The sequence below is a fragment of the Stenotrophomonas sp. PI_27 genome (assembly GCF_027854495.1).
Classification (GTDB): domain Bacteria; phylum Pseudomonadota; class Gammaproteobacteria; order Xanthomonadales; family Xanthomonadaceae; genus Stenotrophomonas; species Stenotrophomonas pavanii.
The window spans coordinates 102,645-122,068 of the sequence record NZ_JAJNOF010000012.1; the positions used below are offsets into that span (position 1 = coordinate 102,645).

At 67.2% G+C, this 19,424-nt stretch carries 15 protein-coding genes; 3 read left to right on the top strand and 12 right to left on the bottom strand.

Annotation, left to right across the window (positions count from 1 at the left end; translation table 11 throughout):
• Positions 1-129 precede the first annotated feature (129 nt).
• From LRM18_RS15525 to ffh, 4 genes are all read right to left on the bottom strand, one after another.
• Positions 130-732: a suppressor of fused domain protein gene (locus LRM18_RS15525; protein WP_270954962.1), complete on the bottom strand. Its 603-nt coding sequence runs from the start codon at positions 730-732 to the stop codon at positions 130-132.
• Positions 733-859: 127 nt separating this feature from the next.
• On the bottom strand, positions 860-1,642 hold the full coding sequence (locus LRM18_RS15530; protein WP_270954963.1) for an aminotransferase class IV family protein: 783 nt from the start codon (positions 1,640-1,642) through the stop codon (positions 860-862).
• Positions 1,639-2,715: a nitronate monooxygenase gene (locus LRM18_RS15535; protein ID WP_270954964.1), complete on the bottom strand. Its 1,077-nt coding sequence runs from the start codon at positions 2,713-2,715 to the stop codon at positions 1,639-1,641. Before LRM18_RS15535 ends, LRM18_RS15530 begins: the two co-directional genes overlap by 4 nt.
• 146 nt (positions 2,716-2,861) lie before the next feature.
• Entirely contained in the window at positions 2,862-4,238 is a 1,377-nt protein-coding gene (gene ffh, locus LRM18_RS15540) for a signal recognition particle protein (protein ID WP_005408591.1), read from the bottom strand.
• 122 nt (positions 4,239-4,360) lie between these two features.
• On the opposite strand from ffh, the gene ccsA reads away from it, so the two are divergent.
• Positions 4,361-5,155 carry a cytochrome c biogenesis protein CcsA gene (gene ccsA / locus LRM18_RS15545; RefSeq protein WP_049465473.1) on the top strand — a complete coding sequence of 265 codons (795 nt, stop codon included), beginning with the start codon at positions 4,361-4,363 and terminating at the stop codon, positions 5,153-5,155.
• Between the two features lie 76 nt (positions 5,156-5,231).
• Here the strand turns inward: ccsA and LRM18_RS15550 are convergent, their stop codons facing one another.
• The 4 genes from LRM18_RS15550 to radA all read right to left on the bottom strand — a co-directional run bounded on the left by LRM18_RS15550 (position 5,232) and on the right by radA (position 11,513).
• On the bottom strand, positions 5,232-5,696 hold the full coding sequence (locus LRM18_RS15550) for a hypothetical protein (RefSeq protein WP_270954965.1): 465 nt from the start codon (positions 5,694-5,696) through the stop codon (positions 5,232-5,234).
• Positions 5,697-5,788: 92 nt separating this feature from the next.
• Complete coding sequence (locus tag LRM18_RS15555) at positions 5,789-8,095, bottom strand: tetratricopeptide repeat protein (protein WP_270954966.1); 2,307 nt, start codon at positions 8,093-8,095, stop codon at positions 5,789-5,791.
• Between the two features lie 49 nt (positions 8,096-8,144).
• Positions 8,145-10,001: an ATP-binding protein gene (locus LRM18_RS15560; protein ID WP_270954967.1), complete on the bottom strand. Its 1,857-nt coding sequence runs from the start codon at positions 9,999-10,001 to the stop codon at positions 8,145-8,147.
• A 135-nt stretch (positions 10,002-10,136) separates the two neighbouring features.
• Positions 10,137-11,513 (bottom strand): DNA repair protein RadA, encoded by a 1,377-nt coding sequence (gene radA, locus LRM18_RS15565; protein ID WP_206631625.1) that lies wholly within the window; start codon positions 11,511-11,513, stop codon positions 10,137-10,139.
• 151 nt (positions 11,514-11,664) lie between these two features.
• Here radA and LRM18_RS15570 point away from each other — a divergent pair, with 151 nt between their 5' ends.
• Positions 11,665-13,722, top strand: a complete 2,058-nt coding sequence (locus LRM18_RS15570; protein ID WP_270954968.1) for a bifunctional diguanylate cyclase/phosphodiesterase — start codon at positions 11,665-11,667, stop codon at positions 13,720-13,722.
• A 682-nt stretch (positions 13,723-14,404) separates the two neighbouring features.
• Here LRM18_RS15570 and cyoD read toward each other — a convergent pair.
• Genes cyoD through cyoA form a run of 4 tightly spaced genes read right to left on the bottom strand, consistent with a single transcriptional unit; the run spans position 14,405 to position 18,421 of the window.
• Complete coding sequence (gene cyoD, locus LRM18_RS15575; RefSeq protein ID WP_049465797.1) at positions 14,405-14,746, bottom strand: cytochrome o ubiquinol oxidase subunit IV; 342 nt, start codon at positions 14,744-14,746, stop codon at positions 14,405-14,407.
• Positions 14,746-15,384 carry a cytochrome o ubiquinol oxidase subunit III gene (gene cyoC, locus LRM18_RS15580; RefSeq protein WP_049465799.1) on the bottom strand — a complete coding sequence of 213 codons (639 nt, stop codon included), beginning with the start codon at positions 15,382-15,384 and terminating at the stop codon, positions 14,746-14,748. Before cyoC ends, cyoD begins: the two co-directional genes overlap by 1 nt.
• Positions 15,381-17,378, bottom strand: coding sequence for a cytochrome o ubiquinol oxidase subunit I (gene cyoB, locus LRM18_RS15585; RefSeq protein WP_053462474.1), 1,998 nt, complete (start codon positions 17,376-17,378; stop codon positions 15,381-15,383). Before cyoB ends, cyoC begins: the two co-directional genes overlap by 4 nt.
• A gap of 2 nt (positions 17,379-17,380) precedes the next feature.
• Positions 17,381-18,421, bottom strand: coding sequence for a ubiquinol oxidase subunit II (gene cyoA, locus LRM18_RS15590; RefSeq protein WP_014646391.1), 1,041 nt, complete (start codon positions 18,419-18,421; stop codon positions 17,381-17,383).
• Between the two features lie 354 nt (positions 18,422-18,775).
• Here cyoA and LRM18_RS15595 point away from each other — a divergent pair, with 354 nt between their 5' ends.
• Positions 18,776-19,411, top strand: coding sequence for a GyrI-like domain-containing protein (locus LRM18_RS15595; RefSeq protein ID WP_270954969.1), 636 nt, complete (start codon positions 18,776-18,778; stop codon positions 19,409-19,411).
• Positions 19,412-19,424: the final 13 nt, after the last annotated feature.

Sequence of the window (19,424 nt, forward strand, 5' to 3'; positions counted from 1 at the left end):
GCAGAGCCCGGCCGAGCCAACCCCCGGCTTTATCCATCTTCACGGTAGCGCAGGGCTATGCCTCTCCACTTTCGTTCAGCAAAGTGATCGACCCCCGACCACCCCTCCAAGATTCCCGGGACGATAGCGTCAGAGCGCTCCAGTTACCGGCGCCCGATGCATGTCCAGCACATCTACCTCGTGCCGCTGCAGCAGGTCGTCAAATGCGTCGCCGCCAATCCGCTCGACAAGTTGCCGCTCGGATTCGTGGATGGCGATGCACTGCAGCCAGTTGATGGCCACCGGCGGGAACTGCAGCCCCGGGAACCTGCCGTCATTCCAGAAGAAGGGCGGCACCAGATAGACGTGCGGCATCCGGGTCGACCGGAAGTAGTCCTGCAGGATGTCGGGAATCACGCTACCAGGCTGCACCGCCGCACGATCGCGCATGATCGCGAAAGCCGTCGAGGCGACGACGTTGTCCCAATGCAGCGCGTCCTCTTCTGCACACGCACACAGCTCGACGCGCGTTCCCAGTTCTTGCCCCTCCGCATGACGTAACACAGAATCCGATAGGCCGATGGACGAGATGGACTTCAGCCCTGCTTCCGGAGAGCTGAACGTCGTGAGGATATCGACCGAACGCAGGCGATGATCATCGTGAAAGGCCTGGACCTTGGGCCGCCCCTCAGCGCCCATGACCTTGATTGCGTGCATCGCTACCGCGCGATGCTGCTCGGTGACCGTACCCATATCTGATTGGAACTCCTGAGTGTTGTTCGCTGCGGACGCATTCGCCGGGCATGGCCCGGCGCTACCGGCTGCAACGCTTCAAGGTAGCGTCCGGCTATGCCCAGCGATCGGCAACCACGCGCCTCGTTCAGGAAAGCGGCTGCCACGCCACCGCCGCCAGCACCGCCCTGCCCTGTTCAGCCAGCGCCTGCGAGCCGGGCAGGACATGCCCGTCGATGGCGTCCAGCGCCCACAGGCCGCTGGCGTTGCAGGCAAAAGCGCCCTTCACACCGGCCAGGGCCGCCAGCCGCAACGGCTGCGTCGCCTGTGCCCCCGGCCAATGCCGCTTCAGCAGCGCTTCGGCCGTACCGCGCAGGGCCGGCGCCTGCGGCCAGAGCAGCCGTTCACCATCGTGCACGGCCAGGTTCCAGGTACTGCCTTCACTCACTTCGCCATCGGCGGTCACGAACAGCACGTCGTCGAATCCGTCCGCCATCGCCGCGCGACGCTCAGCGAACAGGCCAAACGTGCCCACATGCTTGATCTGCGGCATTTCGCGCTGCCAGGCCACGCTGCGCACGCGCTTGGGCGCGGCCAGGGCCACCGGTGCGGACACCGCCACCAGCACGTCCACCGGCACCGCCGCCAGCGGGCTGCGGAAATCGAACCGGCGCGAGTACACCGTCACCCGCAGCGAGGCATCGGCCAGGCCGGCCTGCTGCAGCGCCTGTGCCATCCAGCCCCGTACCTGCCCCGTATCCAGCTCGCTGCCGAACAGTACACGCGTGGCCTGTGACAGCCGCGCCAGATGCAGGTCCAGTCCCTGCACCGCATCGCCCCGCGCCTGCAGCGAGGTGAAGTGGCCGTAGTTCACCAGCGCCGGCAGCAGGTCCTCCACCTGCGCCGGCTGGCCATTGCAGGTGACCCTCATCGCAGCAGTGCCTGCGCCTGTTCCCACATGCCGCGCAGCACGCCGGCGGCCGGCTGTGCCGGCGCCATCCATGCTGACTGCCCGGCCCAGGCCTGCATCGCCGCCAGGCGATTTTCCTGCACGGCCTGCCTGCGCATCGGCGCGGTCAGGCCACGCTGCACCGGGTACGGGCACGGCGCGGGGGCGCCTTCGGCAGCAGCAGCGCGCACATACGGGGTCGCCAGGCCGCGGCCGAGGCGGCCACTGAACGCACGCGTCGGCCAGGTATCTTCCGGTTCGCTGGCGGCCAGCCCATCGGCCCACGCCGACGCAATCGCTGCTTCCGGCGTGCGCAGGAAGGCGGTGCCGATCTGCACGGCGCTGGCGCCCAGGGTGAGTGCGGCAGCGATGCCACGGCCGTCGGCAATACCGCCCGCGGCAATGACCGGGATCTGCAGGTGATCGGCCAGGCGTGGCAGCAGTGCGAACAACCCGACCAGCTGGCGCTCGGCCAGCGCCGGATCGAACGCGCCGCGGTGGCCACCGGCCTCGGCGCCCTGTGCCACCACCGCATCGGCACCGGCGTCCTGTGCCGCACGCGCTTCGGACAAGGTGGTCGTGCAGGCGATCCAGGCAATGCCGGCATCCTTCAGCTGCTGCACGTGGCGCGGCAGCAGCACGCCCATGATGGTCGAGGCCACCGCTGGACGCGCCGCCAGCAGCGCGGCGAACTGTTCTTCGAAATCGGCAGGCGTGGCGTCGGCGGCGCTGGCTGGGACGTCCGGGCCCCACTGCGCGAGGAAAGCGCGGCTGGCGGCCTCGGCGGCCACATCACGGGTCGGTGCGGGATCGGGCACCCACAGGTTCACCTGGGCCGGGCCGGTCGAAGCGGCGCGGAATTCGTCCATCCAGCGACCGATATCGGCCGAAGAGGACAACACCGCGCCCATCGCGCCCATGCTGCCGGCGTTGGCCAGCGCGGCCGACAACGGCACCGGACAGGCACCGGCCATCGGTGCCAGCAGGATCGGAACGGATACGCCAAAGCGCCGGCAGAACGCCTCGACGCGGGAAGTTACAGCGGAACTCTGCATGACGGCCCATCGTTTCGGACAGGCCACCATGGTGCGCGCGGGACAGGGGTGGCGTCGAGCCCGTTGCCCGACCGCCTGCTGCGGCGCTTGCGCCGCCGCCCGAGCGTGGGCTCGGGCGCTACATCACACTGCGACCGGGGCCCTCATCAACGGAACGGCATGCCACGGCCGCCCATGGCACCCATCATGCCCTTCATGCTGCGCAGCATGCCCTTCATGCCGCCGCCGGCCATCTTGCTCATCATCTTTTCCATCTGCATGTACTGCTTCATCAGCTTGTTGACGTCGGCCGGGGTCACGCCCGAGCCCTTGGCGATGCGCGCGCGGCGCGAGCCGTTGAGCAGGTTCGGGTTGCGCCGTTCCTTCTTGGTCATCGAGCTGATGATGGCGATCATGCGCGGCACTTCCTTGCCCTGGCTGACCTGCTGCTTCAGATGGTCGGGGATGTTGCCCAGGCCTGGCAGCTTGTCCATCAGGCCGCCGATGCCGCCCATGTTCTGCATCTGCTCAAGCTGGTCGCGCATGTCGTTCAGGTCGAACTTCTTGCCCTTGGCGACCTTCTCGGCCAGCTTGGCCGCCTTGTCCTTGTCGACCTGCTGCTCCACCTGCTCGACCAGCGACAGCACGTCGCCCATGTCGAGGATGCGGCTGGCGATACGGTCCGGATGGAACACGTCCAGGCCTTCCGGCTTTTCGCTGACACCGACGAACTTGATCGGCTTGCCGGTGATGTAGCGCACGCTCAGTGCGGCGCCGCCACGGGCGTCACCGTCGGTCTTGGTCAGCACCACGCCGGTCAGCGGCAGCGCGTCGCCGAAGGCCTTGGCGGTGTTGGCCGCGTCCTGGCCGGTCATGGCGTCGACCACGAACAGGGTTTCGGCCGGATTCACCGCCGCGTGCAGGGCCTTGATCTCGGCCATCATCGCTTCGTCGATGGCCAAGCGGCCGGCGGTATCGACCAGCAGTACGTCGACGAACGACTTGCGGGCATCGTCGATGGCGGCGCGGACGATGGCTTCCGGCTTCTGGTCGGCGCTGGACGGGAAGAACAGCACGCCCACCTGCTCGGCCAGGGTCTTCAGCTGCTCGATCGCGGCCGGACGGTAGACGTCGGCCGAGACCACCATCACCTTCTTCTTGCGCTTTTCCTTCAGGTGCTTGGCCAGCTTGCCGACCGTGGTGGTCTTGCCGGCGCCCTGCAGGCCCGCCATCAGGATGATGGCCGGGGCGGGCACGTTGAGGTTCAGGTCGCTGGCTTCGGCGCCCATGACCGCGGTCAGTTCGTCGCGCACCACCTTGATCAGGGCCTGGCCCGGGGTCAGCGACTTCAGCACTTCCTGGCCGACCGCACGCACCTTGATGCGCTCGATCAGGGCCTGCACCACCGGCAACGCAACGTCGGCCTCGAGCAGCGCGATGCGTACTTCGCGGGTCGCCTCGCGGATGTTCTCCTCGGTCAGGCGGCCGCGGCCACGCAGGCGCTCGATGGTGCCGGAAAGGCGCTGGGTCAGGGACTCGAACATGCGGCGCAACCTGTCTGAAAGCGGGGGACAATAAGGCCGACAGTATAACGGGTCCGGCTGTCTGCCCGGGCTGCGACGACGGGGCCGTCGCCACCACCGCAGGGGTATGCGAAACTGCAACGATGACAATCGTTCTCATCGCCGTCCTGCTCTACCTGGCTGCCAGTGCCCTGCTGGTGCGCGCGCTCGGCCGCGATGAAACCTCCGGCTCGCCCACCTGGCTGTGGCCGGCCCTGCCGGCGATGCTGCTGCATGGCGGTTACCACGTGATGGTGGCGATGCGTACCACGGGCGGGCCGGACATGCACTTCTTCGCCGCGCTGTCGCTGGTCGGCCTGGGCATGGCCTGGCTGACCTCGCTGGTGGGCGCGCGCGGCCGCATGTCGGCGCTGGGCGTGGTGGTGTTCCCACTGGCCGCGGTACTGCTGCTGGCCTATCACGGCTACGGCCACGAGCCGAGCAAGGTGCTGGGCTGGCGCCTGGCCAGCCACGCATGGCTGGCGCTGCTGGCCTACGCCACGCTGAGCATCGCCGCTCTGCTGGCGATCATGCTGTGGCTGCAGGAACGCGCGCTGCGCCGCCGTGAGTTCCGGCCGTGGCTGCGCGCGCTGCCACCGCTGGCCGACCTGGAATCGCTGCTGTTCCGGGTGATCACGGTCGGCTTCGCGCTGCTGACCCTGACCCTGGTCACCGGCGTGCTGTTCGTCGATGACCTGCTGGCGCAGAAGCTGGTGCACAAGACCGTGCTGAGCGTGCTGTCGTGGATCGTGTTCGGCGTGCTGCTGGTCGGACGCCGTCGTTACGGCTGGCGCGGCATGAAGGCCGTGCACTGGACGCTGGCGGCGATGCTGTTGCTGCTGCTGGCGTTCTTCGGCAGCCAGTTCGTGATCGAACTGGTGTTCGGGCATACGCGTTAAGGCGTAATGGCCCGGTAATACCGGCCGCGGGCCGGGCCGGCAACTGAACCACGCCCTGCGTGGATGCCGCAGACGATCAAGGCAGCGGCTGCGCCAGGATCTTCCGTACCGAGCGTCCACTGTTGGTGAGAATGTCATCGACCTGCCAGCAGCCCTGGCCCTGGCGCACCATCGGCAGGCGGGTCAGGTAGGCCTTCTTCCATACCGCATAGCGCATCTCGACCTGGCCCGCGGTGGCCGACGCCTCTTTCCAGCGGTAACGCACCGGGGTTTCAACGTCGCCGTCCTGCGCATCCAGCCACGGATCGGAATCGATCGTGCAGATGCCTTCTTCGCGCTGCTGGCAGGCGCGCTCGCCGCGCAGTGCGTTGCCGAACGCCGGGCTGACCAGCGCCGGTGGCGGTTCCAGCAGGTCGCCATCGACGGTCGTCGCCTCGAAGAAGGCACGGGCAACGGCCACGGGTTCCTGGCAGGCCGGTGCGGCCTGCACGGTGGGGGCCAGCAACAGCCCGGCAAGCACGAACATCCCTGTCTTCCGCATGTATTCCTCCTTGAGGTAGTGCCGGCCGCGGGCCGGCTACACAGGATATCCCGGTGCTGCCGGCCAGCGGCCGGCACTACCCGATACCCGGCTTACAGGCCGTAACGCTCGATCACGTCCAGATGCGGCTGGCGATCCTGGTCACAGGCTTCAGCCAGGCGCAGCCAGCAATGCGGATGCGGCCACGTCGCGGTGTGCTGCTGCAGGAAGCGGTGCAGCGCCAGCGGCGCATGGTCCTGCGGCTGGGCGACGGTGAACAGCAGGCCGGGCAGCGTGCCCTCTTCCACATCGGGGTCGGTGACGGTGTAGTCCGGGCGGTTGTGCGACCACACCTTCCAGCCCTGTGCTTCGGCCGCCTCGACGAAGGCATTCCAGGCCTCTTCGCCCGGGTGCGCGCCATCGATCATCCAGCTGCGGGCAAAGCCGCCGCGCTCCAGTACATGCACCTGCGCATAGGTCGGGATGAACTGCTCGCGCGCTTCCTCCTCCTCGGGAGCCGGATGCACCAGCGCGGCATCGAACACCACCCAGTCGCCCACCTGCTGGGCGCGGTTGGACGGCGCATTCTCGACGATGCGCGCGGTCACCGGTCCGCTGCGGCGGGCGTAGTACTCCATCGGTTCGCCGTTCTCTTCGCTGCGGATGATCACCCAGCCCCACGGTTCCTCGACCACGCCCTCGTGGCTGGACAGCTCCATGCCAAGCGCCGCAGCCGAGCGGCGCACCGCATCCCAGTCGCGTGCCGCGCTTGCCGCACTCATGTGGTCCCAGTGCGCGGCATTGGGCTCGTCCAGCAGTTCGACCAGCTGTGCATAGCACGCCTGCGCTTCGCTGAAGCGACCGGTTTCCATGTACATGCGCGCCAGCGTGCCGCGCGCGCCGTGCGAGCCCGGAGACAGTTCCAGCAGCGATCGGGCCGCCTGCTCCAGCGCCGGCCAGTCGGACACGCGGCGTGCGCGCTGCACCTCGCACCAGTGCGCGAACACGGGCACGCTGCTGCGGTAGACCTCGGCCAGCTGGCGCAGGCCGTCGTCGTCCCCCTGCTCGGCCAGCCAGCGCATCAGCGTGTAGGCCGCGGGGCCATCGTTCTGCGCATGGCTGCGTACGAACCGCCACAGCAGCGCTCGCGCCTCGGCCTGCGCGCCGCAGGCGTTCAGCGCCGAGGCCGCCATCTCGGCAAGCGCCTCGTCATCGGGCAGCTCGGCATGCGCCTGCAGCAACCACTGCGCCTCGCGCTCGGGGTCGCGCGCCTGGTTCTGTTCGCCCTGCGCGTCCAGCCATGCCAGCAGCTCGCCGGCCGGCACCGGCAGCGGCGCGACGTCCGGCAATGCCTCGATGCGCGCGGCCAGGCCGGCCACCAGGGCCGCTGCACCACGGTCCTGGCGCAGCTGCGCCAGATGGGTGCGGGCCAGTTCCAGCTGGCGCAGCGCGACCCAGCGCGCACCGCGCTGCAGCGCCAGCTCCAGGCTCAACGCTGCCACTTCGATCAGCAGGCGATGCGATCCGACGCGCGCGAAGTGCTCGATGATCGTATTGAAGCGCGTACCCAGATCCCAGGTATTGCGTGCCGGGGCACGCTGGCACAGCGCGGCGGCGGTGTTCGCCCACAACCGCCAGTAGTTCGGGGTCAGCTCGCTCCACGGCACCAGCTGCTGCAGCGCCTCTTCGTCGCGGCCCAGCTGGGCCAGCGCCCAGGCCTTGGACAGGCGACGCGGCACCGTGCAGTTGGCCGGCTCGTACTCCCCGGAGGCTGCCACTTCGGCCTCGCGCTTCTCGATCAGCGCCAGTGCCTCGTCGGCGCGGCCGACAGCGAGCAGGATCTTGATCTGCATCTCCGGGAAGCTGTCGAACACTTCCTTGCCACAGGCTTCCACGGCATCGGCCTGCACCTGCAGGTAATCCAGCGCCTCCTGGCCACGGCCATCATCGAGCAGTGCATCGGCCTTCTCGCAGCTCAGGCACTGGAAACAGGCCCAGCTCGGATCGATGCGGCCCAGCGTTTCGTCGCACACCTCGATGCGCTCGGGCACCCAGCCCGGGCCATCGATGTTGCCGTAGCAGGCCGCCAGGTCCTGGGTCACGCAGATCGACTGCGGGCACTCCAGCGTGTCCTCGCGATGTGCCCGTTCAAACAGCGCTACGGCTTCGCCGAGTGCGCTCTCGCCTTCCACGCGGTTGCCGACGCGGTTGCGCAGGGCCCAGTGGCCGACATAGACGTCGACCCACGGGTTGTCCAGCGCCTTGCCCAGCGCACGCGCCTCGGGCAGCAGCGCATCGACGCGGTCGATCTGCAGTTCACTGACCTCGTCGGCGAGACGGTTCAGCAGGTGCGCGTTCTGCGCCTGGCCGGCCTGGCGCAGGTCACCCTGCAGTTTTTCGACCCAGTTCCAGATGTCCATGGGGATGAATGCTCCTGTCTAGCGAAGGCTGGATGAGAAGGTGCGGTGCTCAGCGCAGCATCTGCTGCAGGGCACCGGCGATATCGGTAAAGGCGCCATTGAGGTCAGGGCCTGCGGTGGTCGCCGCGCGCGCCAGTGGGCGCCCCTGCGCGGCGACGATGATCTTCAGCGAGCGCAGCAGGCGTGCGGCGGCGTCGGCCTGGGGATGGCCCTCGCGCTGGGCACGCAACAGCGCCTGCACGGCCGGGTTGTCGAGATTGAGGTACAGCCGCGACGGCGCGCGTGATTCGATGCGCGCGGTGAACTGGCGCGCCAGGCGCAGCGCGGCCATCGAGACGCGCTTGTCGTTCTCGTCGTCCTCCAGGCGCTGCTTCAGTTCGGCCTCGCGGTCGGGCACCACCACCACCGGCAGTGCCTCCGGGCTGAAGCGCGCCGGCAGCAGCTGCTCGCCATCGCCCAGCTGTTCGCGCAGCCAGGCCAGCTGCGCCTCGTCGAGGCTGTCATCGCTGCGGAACAGTGCGCGGTTGCCCTGCTCGGTGCCGAGTTCAACCAGGCGCAGGCCCTTGGCCTGGGCCCAGCGCCGCAGGAACGGCACCACTGCGTAGCGGTGGCCATGCGCGACCGGCACCCCCATCGCGCGGAACAGCATCTCTTCGAAGCCACCGCCGTTGTCGAGGATGACATGCACGGCACCGCGCGCCGGCAGGGCACTGGCCGGCAGGTCGCCCTGCGAGGTCGGCACGCGCACATGCTCCATCAGCAGTTCGAACAGGCGGTCATCGCACAGCGCTGCGCCCAGCAGGGCCTCGTTGTGGCGGGCCAGGACCCGCCGCCAGGCTTCCGGTTGCTGCCGCGCGACGTCGGCCAGGCCGTCGACCAGCGCCTCCAGCAAGGCATGCTGCACGGCTCGGTAGTGGTCATCGCGCTGCAGGTCTTCGCGGCTGGCGGTCGGCGTCAGCCGCGAGGATTCGATCACCCCGCCGATGAAGCCGGCCCACGGCGGCAGCAGGTCGCGGGCATCGTCATCCAGCAGCATGCCGCGCACGAACACCGACAGGTTGCGGTTGTCACTGGTGCCATAGGTCGCGCCGTCCTGCACCCACAGCAGGCCGGTGGCATCGCTGCTGCCGTCGGCACGCAGCGGCACGGTGACGATCGGCTCGAAATCGTGCTCGAAGCGCGCAGCGAACTGCAGTGCCTGGCGGCGTGCCTGCACCGGGTGCACGGCCACGTCGCCCTGCCCCCGCCACGGCGGCGGCTCGGGGTTGAGCGCTTCGGTCGCAGCACCGATGAAGATCGGTTCGGACAGCAGCGCGCAGTAACGGCCCAGCACCTCGTGCAGGCGCGCCTCGTTGGCCAGCGGCAGGAAGTCCGGATGCAGTTCCAGTTCCACTTCGGTGCCGACCGCGCGTGCCGGCACTTCGCTGACGGTGTACTGCTCGGCATTGCTGGACACGTACAGGTGCCCCAGATCCGGCGTCTGGTACGAGGTGGTACGCACGCTGACCCGGCGCGCCAGCACGAAGGCCGACAGGAAACCCAGGCCGAACATGCCGATCAGGCCTTCGTCATCCTCACCGCCCTGGCGCAGGCCACGGGTATAGCCGACGCCGACGGTGGCCAGGTAATCGTGGATCTCCTGGCGGGTCAGGCCAGCACCGGTATCGATGATACGCAGCACGCCGGCACCGGCATCGACCTGCACCGAGATGCGCGACGGCACTTCGATGCCAGGCTGTTCGATGCGGCGGCGGATGATCGAGTCGTGCGCGTTCTGCACCAGTTCGCGCAGCGCCACCACCGGGGTGGAATACAGGTGCTTGCCCAGCACCGTCATCAGTCCATTGAGATCGACCCCGGCACGACGGATCTCGGCGTTGGGGGCGGTGAGCGCGGTGTCCTGCATGTAATCGTTTACTCCTGGGCACGGAAAGGCGCCAGAGGGCGCCTTCGTCGAGCGGGAAAAACTAGCACAGCCAGCCTGACCGTTGCCGTATATGACGTTTGTAGAGGCAGGCCCCGCAGGCAGGCCCCCCGCGCATCACGCCGCGTCGATGGCCTCGGACAGGCGCTCCACCGCGATCACTTCCATCCCCTTCACCGAACCGCCCTTGGGCGCATTGGCCTTGGGCACGATGGCGCGCTTGAAGCCATGGGTGGCGGCCTCGCGCAGCCGGTCTTCACCATTGGGCACCGGGCGGATCTCGCCGGACAGCCCCACCTCGCCGAACGCAATCGTCTTTTCCGCCAGCGGCCGGTCCTGCAGCGAGGACAGCACGGCCAGCAGCACCGGCAGGTCGGCGGCGGTCTCCTGCACGCGGATGCCACCGACCACGTTGACGAACACGTCCTGGTCGCCGACCAGCACGCCGCCGTGGCGATGCAGTACCGCCAGCAGCATGGCCAGGCGGTTCTGCTCCAGGCCGACCGCGACACGGCGCGGATTCGACAGCGGCGACGCATCGACCAGCGCCTGCACCTCCACCAGCAGTGGCCGGGTGCCCTCGCGGGTGACCATCACGCAGCTGCCCGGCTGATGGGTGCTGCCGCCGGAGAGGAAGATCGCCGATGGGTTGGAGACCTCCTTCAGGCCCTTGTCGCCCATCGCGAACACGCCCAGTTCGTTGACTGCACCGAAGCGGTTCTTGAACGCGCGCAACAGGCGGAAGCGGCTGCCGCTCTCGCCCTCGAAATACAGCACTGCATCGACCATGTGCTCGAGCACGCGCGGGCCGGCGATGCCACCTTCCTTGGTCACATGGCCGACCAGGAACACGGCCGTGCCGCTTTCCTTGGCAAACCGGACCAGCCGCGCCGCGCTCTCGCGCACCTGGCTGACCGAACCGGGCGCGGCGGTCAGGCTCTCGGTCCACAGGGTCTGCACGGAGTCGGCCACGATCAGTCGCGGGCCGGCCCGGGAGGCATGCTGCAGGATCGATTCGACCCCGGTCTCGGCCAGTGCGTTGACCCCGTCCAGCGGCAGCTCCAGTCGATGCGCACGGCCGGCCACCTGGGCCAGCGATTCCTCGCCGGTCACGTACAGCACCGGCAGTTCGGCCGCCATCTTCGCCACCGCCTGCAGCAGCAGGGTCGACTTGCCGATGCCCGGGTCACCGCCCACCAGCACCACCGCGCCTTCGACCAGGCCGCCGCCCAGCACGCGGTCGAACTCGCCGATGCCGGTCGTGACCCGGCGATGCTCGGTCTGCTCCACGTCCTTCAGGGCGGTGATCTTCGGCGGATCGACCTTGCCGGCCCAGCCCGCCCGGCGCGACGCCGGCGCCTTGGTCGCCGCCGCACTTTCCAGCACGATTTCCGACAGCGAGTTCCAGGCATTGCACTCGGTGCACTGGCCCTGCCACTTGCTGAATTCGGCGCCGCATTCATTGCAGACGTAGGCGGTACGGGCTTTTGCCATCGGGGTGATTTCCTGCAACGGGAACGGGCGTGGCAGGATAGCCGAGCCGGGTCGCAGCTGCTGCGACCGCTCAAGTCCTGCCCACCCGCGCCGATAGGGGTCGCGGGCGTGCGCCTTGCGGGCGCCCCCTCCCTCCCCCACTGGATTCGACATGACTGGCAGTTACAGTCAGAGCCTGGTCACCATCTCCCTGCTGGTGGCCATTCTTGCTTCGTACACGGCGCTGGACATGGCCGGGCGCCTGGCCACGGCCGAGGGGCGCGTGGCGCGCTGGTGGCTGGCCGGCGGCGCCGCGGCCATGGGGCTGGGCATCTGGTCGATGCACTTCATCGGCATGCTGGCCTTCGACCTGCCGATCCCGGTGGGCTATGACCTCGGCATCACCCTGTACTCGCTGGCGGTCTCGATCGGCGCTTCGGCCTATGCCCTGTGGCTGGTGTCGCGGCCCAGCCTGCCCTGGCGCCGGCTGCTGGCCGGTGCCGTGCTGATGGGCCTGGGCATCGCCACCATGCATTACCTGGGCATGGCGGCGATGCGCATGCAGCCCGGCATCGACTACCACCCGGGCTGGTTTGCCGCCTCCATCGCGGTGGCCATCGGTGCCGCCGGCGCCGCACTGTGGATCGCCTTCCGCCTGCGCGCCGAGCGGCGCAACACCCTGCTGCTGCGCGCGCTTGCTTCGCTGGTGATGGGCTTGGCCATCGTCGGCATGCATTACACCGGCATGGCGGCGGCGCGCTTCCCCGAAGGCAGCATCTGTGGCGCGGTCGGCAGCGGTGGCATCGATACACGCTGGCTGGCCGTGCTGGTGATCGTCACCACGGTGGCAACGCTGGGCATCGCCCTGGTCGCCTCGCTGTTCGACCGGCAGATGCGCGTGCGCACCGGGCTGCTGGCCGATTCGCTCGCGCACGCCAACGACAAGCTGATCCAGGCCGCGCTGCACGATCCCTTGACCCAGCTGCCCAACCGCATGCTGCTGCAGGACCGCATCGAGCAGGCCATCGAGAAGGCGCGGCGGCGCAACCATGCAGTGGCGGTGATGTTCTGCGACCTGGACGGCTTCAAGGCGGTCAACGATGCCTACGGCCACCAGCTCGGCGACCGCCTGCTGGTGGCGGTGGCACAGCGCATCGGGGGACAGCTGCGGCCGCAGGATACCTTCGCCCGCCTCGGCGGCGACGAGTTCGTGATCGTGCTGGCCATCGATACTCCCGACGATGCGGTGGTGGTGGCCGAGCGCATCATCGCCGCCGCCGGCGAACCGTTCACGCTGGATGCGGCTGAACTGCAGGTCAGTGCCAGCCTGGGCATCGCCCTGTATCCGGATGACGCCAGCAACGAACGCGAGCTGATGGCCCACGCCGATGCGGCGATGTACCACACCAAGGAAACCGGGCGGAACGGCTACACCTTCTTCACCCCGTCGATGCAGCTCAGCGCCAACCGCCAGCTGCGCCTGCTGCAGGACCTGCGCAAAGCCATCGCACGCGACGAACTGATCCTGCATTACCAGCCCAAGTTCCCTGCCGCCGGCGCACCGGCCACCGGCGCCGAGGCGCTGCTGCGCTGGCAGCATCCGGAGCTGGGCCTGCTGGCACCGGATGTGTTCATTCCCATTGCCGAGCGCAGCGGCCTGATCCTGCCGATCGGTGACTGGGTGCTGGACCGCGCCTGCGCGCAGCTGCGGGCATGGCACGAGTCGGGGCATGCGGAATGGACCATGGCAGTGAATCTCTCGCCGTTGCAGTTCGCCTCGCCGGCACTGCTGGACAGCGTGCGCGAGGTGCTGCAGCGGCACCGGATCGAACCGGCGCGGCTGACCCTGGAGATCACCGAGACCACGGCGATGAAGGACGTTGATGCCAGCCTGGCGATCCTCAACGACCTGACCGCGATGGGCGTGCATATCGCCATCGACGACTTCGGCACCGGCTATTCCAGCCTGCTTTACCTCAAGCGCATGCCCGCCACCGAACTGAAGATCGACCGCGCCTTTGTGCACGACCTGGAATGCAATGCCGAAGATGCCGCCATCGTCTCGTCGATCATCGCGCTCGGTCGCACCCTGCAGCTGCAGGTGGTGGCCGAGGGCGTGGAGACGCAGGCGCAGCGCGAGTACCTGAGCGAGCTGGGTTGCGACCAGCTGCAGGGCTACCACCTGGGCCGGCCGATGGACGCCGACGAGTTCCTGCGCCGGGTGGGGTGAGACCCACGCACGTGTGCTGTGGATCTTCTGGTAGCGCCGGCCGCTGGCCGGCGTCCTGCGATTGCCGGCCAGCGGCCGGCACTACCCCCCTGTGCCGGCACTGCCGGGTCGGATCCCTTGCCGCGGGCAAGGGCTCTGACCCCATGCCCGTATGGTGGATCTCCCGGTAGAGCCGGCCGCTGGCCGGCTTCCCGCAATTGCCGGCCAGCGGCCGGCACTACCCCCCTCTGCCGGCACTGCCGGGTCGGATCCCTTGCCGCGGGCAAGGACCCTGACCCCATGCCCGTAAGGGGTGGATCCCTTGGTAGAGCCGGCCGCTGGCCGGCTTCGCGTAATTGCCGGCCAGCGGCCGGCACTACCACCCTGTGCCGGCCATGCCGGGTCGGATCCCTTGCCGCGGGCAAGGGCTCTGACCCCATGCCCGTATGGGGTGGATCCCCTGGTAGAGCCGGCCGCTGGCCGGCTTCGCGTAATTGCCGGCCAGCGGCCGGCACTACCCCCCTGTGCCGGCACTGCCGGATCGGATCCCTTGCCGCGGGCAAGGGCCCTGACCCCATGCCCGTATGGGGTGGATCTCCGGGCCGGCATTACCCCCTGGCATGCGTTGCACGTGCTGCCCTCCACCCGCCAACAGAAAGGCCGCCCGAGGGCGGCCTTTCTGCGTGGCAACGTCGCCAGGACGTCAGTGCATCATGTGCACGTTCATGTTGTGCATGACCCACAGGGTGCCGACCACGATGATGCCGATCACCACGATGGTGAAGGCCGCAGCGTTGACGTTCCAGCGGCTTTCCGACGAGCGGTCCAGGTGCAGGAAGAACACCAGGTGGACCAGCATCTGCAGCACCGCGGTAACCGCGATCACCACACCGTTGACAGTGCGGGAGAAGTCGCCCGACATCACCATCCAGAACGGGATGACGGTCAGCACCACCGCCAGCACGAAGCCGATCAGGTACGACTTCACGCTGCCGTGGCTTTCGCCGCCGGTGCCGTGGTCGTGTGCGTGGTTGTCATGTGCCATTACAGCGCTCCATTGAGGTAGACGACGGAGAACACGCCGATCCAGATCAGGTCCAGGAAGTGCCAGAACAGGCTCAGGCACGCCATGCGGGTCTTGTTGGTCGGGGTCAGGCCGTACTTCTTCAGCTGCACGAACATCACCAGCAGCCACAGCAGGCCGGCGCTGACGTGCAGGCCGTGGGTACCGACCAGGGCGAAGAACGCCGACAGGAAGGCACTGCGGTCCGGACCGTAGCCCTGATGGATCAGGTGCTGGAACTCATAGACTTCCATGCACATGAAGCCGAAGCCCAGCAGCCAGGTAACCGCCAGCCACAGGAACATCTGGCCGACCTGCTTGCGGTGCATGGCGATCATGCCCAGGCCGAAGGTCAGCGACGAGGTCAGCAGCAGCGCGGTTTCCCACGCCACGAACGGCAGCTCGAACAGGTCCTTCGCGCCGGGGCCGCCGTCGGTACCGCCGGACAGCACCACGTAGGTGGCAAACAGCGAGGCGAAGATGAGGCAGTCGCTCATCAGGTACACCCAGAAACCGAAGACGGTGTTGCCGCCGGTGTCGTGGTGCTCGTGGTCGTCATGGCCATGGGCCGCCGCTTGCGCGGCGTGCCCGTGGCTCAGGGTCGAGGTATTGGTGCTCATGCCTTCAGCTCCGACTTCACCAGGCCCTGGGCTTCCAGGTGCTTGCGGTGTGCGTTCTCGATGCGTTCCACCTCGGCGGCCGGGACCCAGTAGTCCACGTCCTGGTCGAAGGTGCGGTAGATGAACGTGGCGATCATGCCGACGAAGCCGACGATGGCCAGCCACCAGATGTGCCAGATCATCGCGAAGCCGAACACCAGGCTGAAGGCACCGATGACAACGCCCGTGCCGGTGTTGCGCGGCATGTGGATGTCGGTGTACTTGGCCGGCTTCGGCCAGGCTTCACCACGCTGCTTGCGCTCCCAGAAATCGTCCAGCTCGGTGACGTCCGGCAGGGTCGCGAAGTTGTAGAAGGCCGGCGGCGAAGAGGTTTCCCACTCCAGCGTACGGGCATCCCACGGGTCGCCGGTCAGGTCGACGGTCTTCTTGCGGTCGCGGATCGACACGGCCACCTGGATGATCTGGCACAGGATGCCGGCGCCGACGATGAACGCACCGCAGGCGGCAACCAGCAGCAGCGGCTCGTAGGCCGGGTTGACGGTGCTCTGCAGGCGACGGGTCATGCCCATGAAGCCCAGCACGTACATCGGCATGAAGGTGACGTAGAAGCCGATGAACCAGCACCAGAACGCGCACTTGCCCCAGAACTCGTTGAGGCGGAAGCCGAACATCTTCGGCCACCAGTAGGTGATGCCGGCGAACATGCCGAACACCACGCCGCCGATGATGACGTTGTGGAAGTGGGCGATCAGGAACAGGCTGTTGTGCAGCACGAAGTCGATGGCCGGGATCGCCAGCATCACGCCGGTCATGCCGCCGATGACGAAGGTGACCATGAAGCCGATCGTCCACAGCACCGGGGTGGTGAAGTGCACGCGACCGCGGAACATGGTGAACAGCCAGTTGAAGATCTTCACGCCGGTCGGGATCGAGATGATCATCGTCGTGATGCCGAAGAAGGCATTGACGTTGGCACCCGAGCCCATGGTGAAGAAGTGGTGCAGCCACACGATGAACGACAGCACGCCGATGCAGGCGGTGGCGTAGACCATGCCCTTGTAACCGAACAGCGCCTTGCGCGAGAAGGTCGCGATGACTTCGGAGAACACACCGAACGCCGGCAGGACCAGGATGTACACCTCCGGGTGACCCCAGATCCAGATCAGGTTGATGTACAGCATGGCGTTGCCGCCGCCGTCATTGGTGAAGAAGTGCGTACCCAGGTAACGGTCCAGGGTCAGCAGCACCAGGGTGATGGTCAGCACCGGGAACGCGGCGACGATCAGCACGTTGGTCACCAGGGCAGTCCAGGTGAACACCGGCATCTGCATCAGCTTCATGCTGGGGGTACGCATCTTCAGGATGGTGATGAAGAAGTTGATACCGCTCAGCGTGGTACCCAGGCCAGCGACCTGTAGACCCCAGATGTAGTAGTCCATGCCGACGCTTGGACTGTATTCGATGCCCGACAACGGCGGGAACGCCAGCCAGCCGGTGGCAGCGAACTCACCGATCCACAGCGACAGCATGATCAGCACCGCACCGGACACGAACAGCCAGAAGCTGAGCGAGTTGACGAACGGGAACGCGACGTCGCGCGCACCGATCTGCAGCGGCACGGCCAGGTTCATCAGGCCGGTGATCAGCGGCATCGCCACGAAGAAGATCATGATCACGCCGTGGGCGGTGAAGATCTGGTCGTAGTGGTGCGGCGGCAGGTAACCCTCCGAGCCACCGACGGCGATGGCCTGCTGGGTACGCATCATGATGGCGTCGGAGAAACCGCGCAGCAGCATGACGAAGGCGACGATGAGGTACATCACGCCGATCTTCTTGTGATCCACCGAAGTGAACCACTCCTTCCACAGATAGCCCCACAGCTTGAACTTGGTGATCAGGGCGACGACGCCCAGGCCACCAAGAATCGCGCCGACCAGGGTGGTCAGCACGATCGGATCGTGGGGGATCGACTCAAGAGAGAGTTTTCCCAACATGTTCATTCTCCCGAACCCGCGTGGCCGGCATGGCCTGCGTGTTCGTGTTCGTTGGCATCCAGGTTTTCACCCGATTCCTTGGAATCATGCGCGTCACTGGGCGCATGGCCCTCGTGCGCTTCATGGGTGGCGGCATCGGCAGCGGCGGCACCGGCATGCGAGTGCTTCATGCCGTAATGCTTGTTGTCGCCCATGTGCTTGGCGATGACCCAGTCGAACAGGCCTTCTTCGGTCTTGCCGAAGTAGGTGACCGGATACCACTCGGCGTTGCGTGCTTCACCCAGCGCCTTGAACGAGGCCTTGTCCAGGGTCTGCTCGCCGGCGCGGACCTGGTCCAGCCACTGGCGGTATTCGGCATCGGTGACCGAGTAGGCGGTGAAGTGCATCTTGGCGAAGCCCGCGCCGCTGTAGTGCGAGGACATGCCCGGGAATTCACCGGTCTCGTTGGCGATCAGGTGGAGCTTGGTCTCCATCGCAGCCATCGAGTAGATCATGCTGCCCAGGTGCGGGATGAAGAACGCATTCATCACCGAATCGGACGTGATCTTGAAGTTCAGCGGCGTGTTGACCGGGAACTTGATTTCGTTGACGACCGCCACCTTCTCTTCCGGATAGATGAACAGCCACTTCCAGTCCAGCGAGATCGCCTCGATGGTGACCGGCTTGACGTCCGAATCCAGCGGACGGTACGGGTCCAGTGCGTGCGACGAGCGCCAGGTCAGGACCGCCAGGACCAGCACGATCATGCACGGGATCGACCACACCACCACCTCGATCGCCGTCGAGTGGGACCACTTCGGCTCGTAGCGGGCCTTGGTGTTGGAGGCGCGATACTTCCACGCGAACGTCAGGGTCATGATGATGACCGGGATGACGACCAGCAGCATGAGCACGGTGGCCGTGATCAGCAGGGTCTTCTCATCCTGGCCGATCTGGCCCTTCGGACTGAGGATGGCCACGGCATCGCAGCCGGTGAGCATCACCAGCAACGAAAGCAGCAGGCCCGGGCGCAACCAGCGCCCAAGGGTTTTCAACGGAATCATCGGTCGATCCAATTGCGAGGGAATGCCGTTCCCCGTCCCTGCCTGTTCCGGCCAAAGCCGGTCCCACCGGTCCGGAAGACAGGCAGGGAGGTGGGGTCGAGTCAGCCTTTCAATTTTAGGCCGTCACCCACCATTTAAGAAAGGCATTGACATTGATCGAGCGCAGGAAAGGCCCGATTCTGGCTGCGACACGTTGTCGCACCGCGCAGGTGTGACGGGCGCATGACCCAGGGCGGCATCCCGGCCCCGGGCGTTCGCGGGGCCGTTCGCCCTCGTTCGGCAAAGTCACCTGAACCGGTTCAGCGTGCTGCCGGGTGACCGGCATGGGATGCTCGGCACAGGAGGAAGCCCCCGATGGACAAGATCGACTTCAGGAAGCGCGACCGGTCGCTCTATCAACCGCCCGCCGGCAGGTTCGTACCGGTCGATGTACCCCCCCTGCCCTACGTGATGATCGATGGTCGCGGCGACCCGAACATCGCTCCCGCCTACGCACAGGCCGTGCAGTGGCTGTATTCGGTGAGCTATGCATTGAAGTTCGCGCTGAAGGCCGAAGGGCGCGACTACGTGGTGCCACCGCTGGAGGCGCTGTGGAGCGCCGACGACCCGGCCAGCTTCGTCGCGCGGCGCAAGGATGAGTGGGCCTGGACCGTAATGATCCGCACGCCTGAGGATATCCGGCCTGCGCAGTGGCAAGCGGCGATCAGCAAGGCGCGCGCGAAGCTGGGAGATGCCCCGCCCAGCCTCCGCCATGAACGCCTTGCCGAAGGCCCCAGCCTGCAGACGTTGCACGTGGGCGCCTACGACGACGAAGGGGCCGTCCTGGCGCACCTGCATGACGAAGTAATGCCCGCACTGGGTTACACCTTTGCCGGCCCCCATCACGAGATCTACCTGAGCGACCCGCGCAGGACCGAGGCGGCACGATTGAAAACCGTGCTGCGGCAGCCGGTGCGGCCGATCGGGCCTGATGAGGGCTCGCACACGTGATACATGGAATGCC

Excerpts from the sequence above, each read along its gene's own strand:
- LRM18_RS15525 (WP_270954962.1), bottom strand. The coding sequence starts at position 732 with ATGGGTACGGTCACCGAGCAGCATCGCGCGGTAGCGATGCACGCAATC.
- LRM18_RS15530 (WP_270954963.1), bottom strand. The coding sequence starts at position 1,642 with ATGAGGGTCACCTGCAATGGCCAGCCGGCGCAGGTGGAGGACCTGCTG.
- LRM18_RS15535 (WP_270954964.1), bottom strand. The coding sequence starts at position 2,715 with ATGCAGAGTTCCGCTGTAACTTCCCGCGTCGAGGCGTTCTGCCGGCGC.
- ffh (WP_005408591.1), bottom strand. The coding sequence starts at position 4,238 with ATGTTCGAGTCCCTGACCCAGCGCCTTTCCGGCACCATCGAGCGCCTG.
- ccsA (WP_049465473.1), top strand. The coding sequence starts at position 4,361 with ATGACAATCGTTCTCATCGCCGTCCTGCTCTACCTGGCTGCCAGTGCC.
- LRM18_RS15550 (WP_270954965.1), bottom strand. The coding sequence starts at position 5,696 with ATGCGGAAGACAGGGATGTTCGTGCTTGCCGGGCTGTTGCTGGCCCCC.
- LRM18_RS15555 (WP_270954966.1), bottom strand. The coding sequence starts at position 8,095 with ATGGACATCTGGAACTGGGTCGAAAAACTGCAGGGTGACCTGCGCCAG.
- LRM18_RS15560 (WP_270954967.1), bottom strand. The coding sequence starts at position 10,001 with ATGCAGGACACCGCGCTCACCGCCCCCAACGCCGAGATCCGTCGTGCC.
- radA (WP_206631625.1), bottom strand. The coding sequence starts at position 11,513 with ATGGCAAAAGCCCGTACCGCCTACGTCTGCAATGAATGCGGCGCCGAA.
- LRM18_RS15570 (WP_270954968.1), top strand. The coding sequence starts at position 11,665 with ATGACTGGCAGTTACAGTCAGAGCCTGGTCACCATCTCCCTGCTGGTG.
- cyoD (WP_049465797.1), bottom strand. The coding sequence starts at position 14,746 with ATGGCACATGACAACCACGCACACGACCACGGCACCGGCGGCGAAAGC.
- cyoC (WP_049465799.1), bottom strand. The coding sequence starts at position 15,384 with ATGAGCACCAATACCTCGACCCTGAGCCACGGGCACGCCGCGCAAGCG.
- cyoB (WP_053462474.1), bottom strand. The coding sequence starts at position 17,378 with ATGTTGGGAAAACTCTCTCTTGAGTCGATCCCCCACGATCCGATCGTG.
- cyoA (WP_014646391.1), bottom strand. The coding sequence starts at position 18,421 with ATGATTCCGTTGAAAACCCTTGGGCGCTGGTTGCGCCCGGGCCTGCTG.
- LRM18_RS15595 (WP_270954969.1), top strand. The coding sequence starts at position 18,776 with ATGGACAAGATCGACTTCAGGAAGCGCGACCGGTCGCTCTATCAACCG.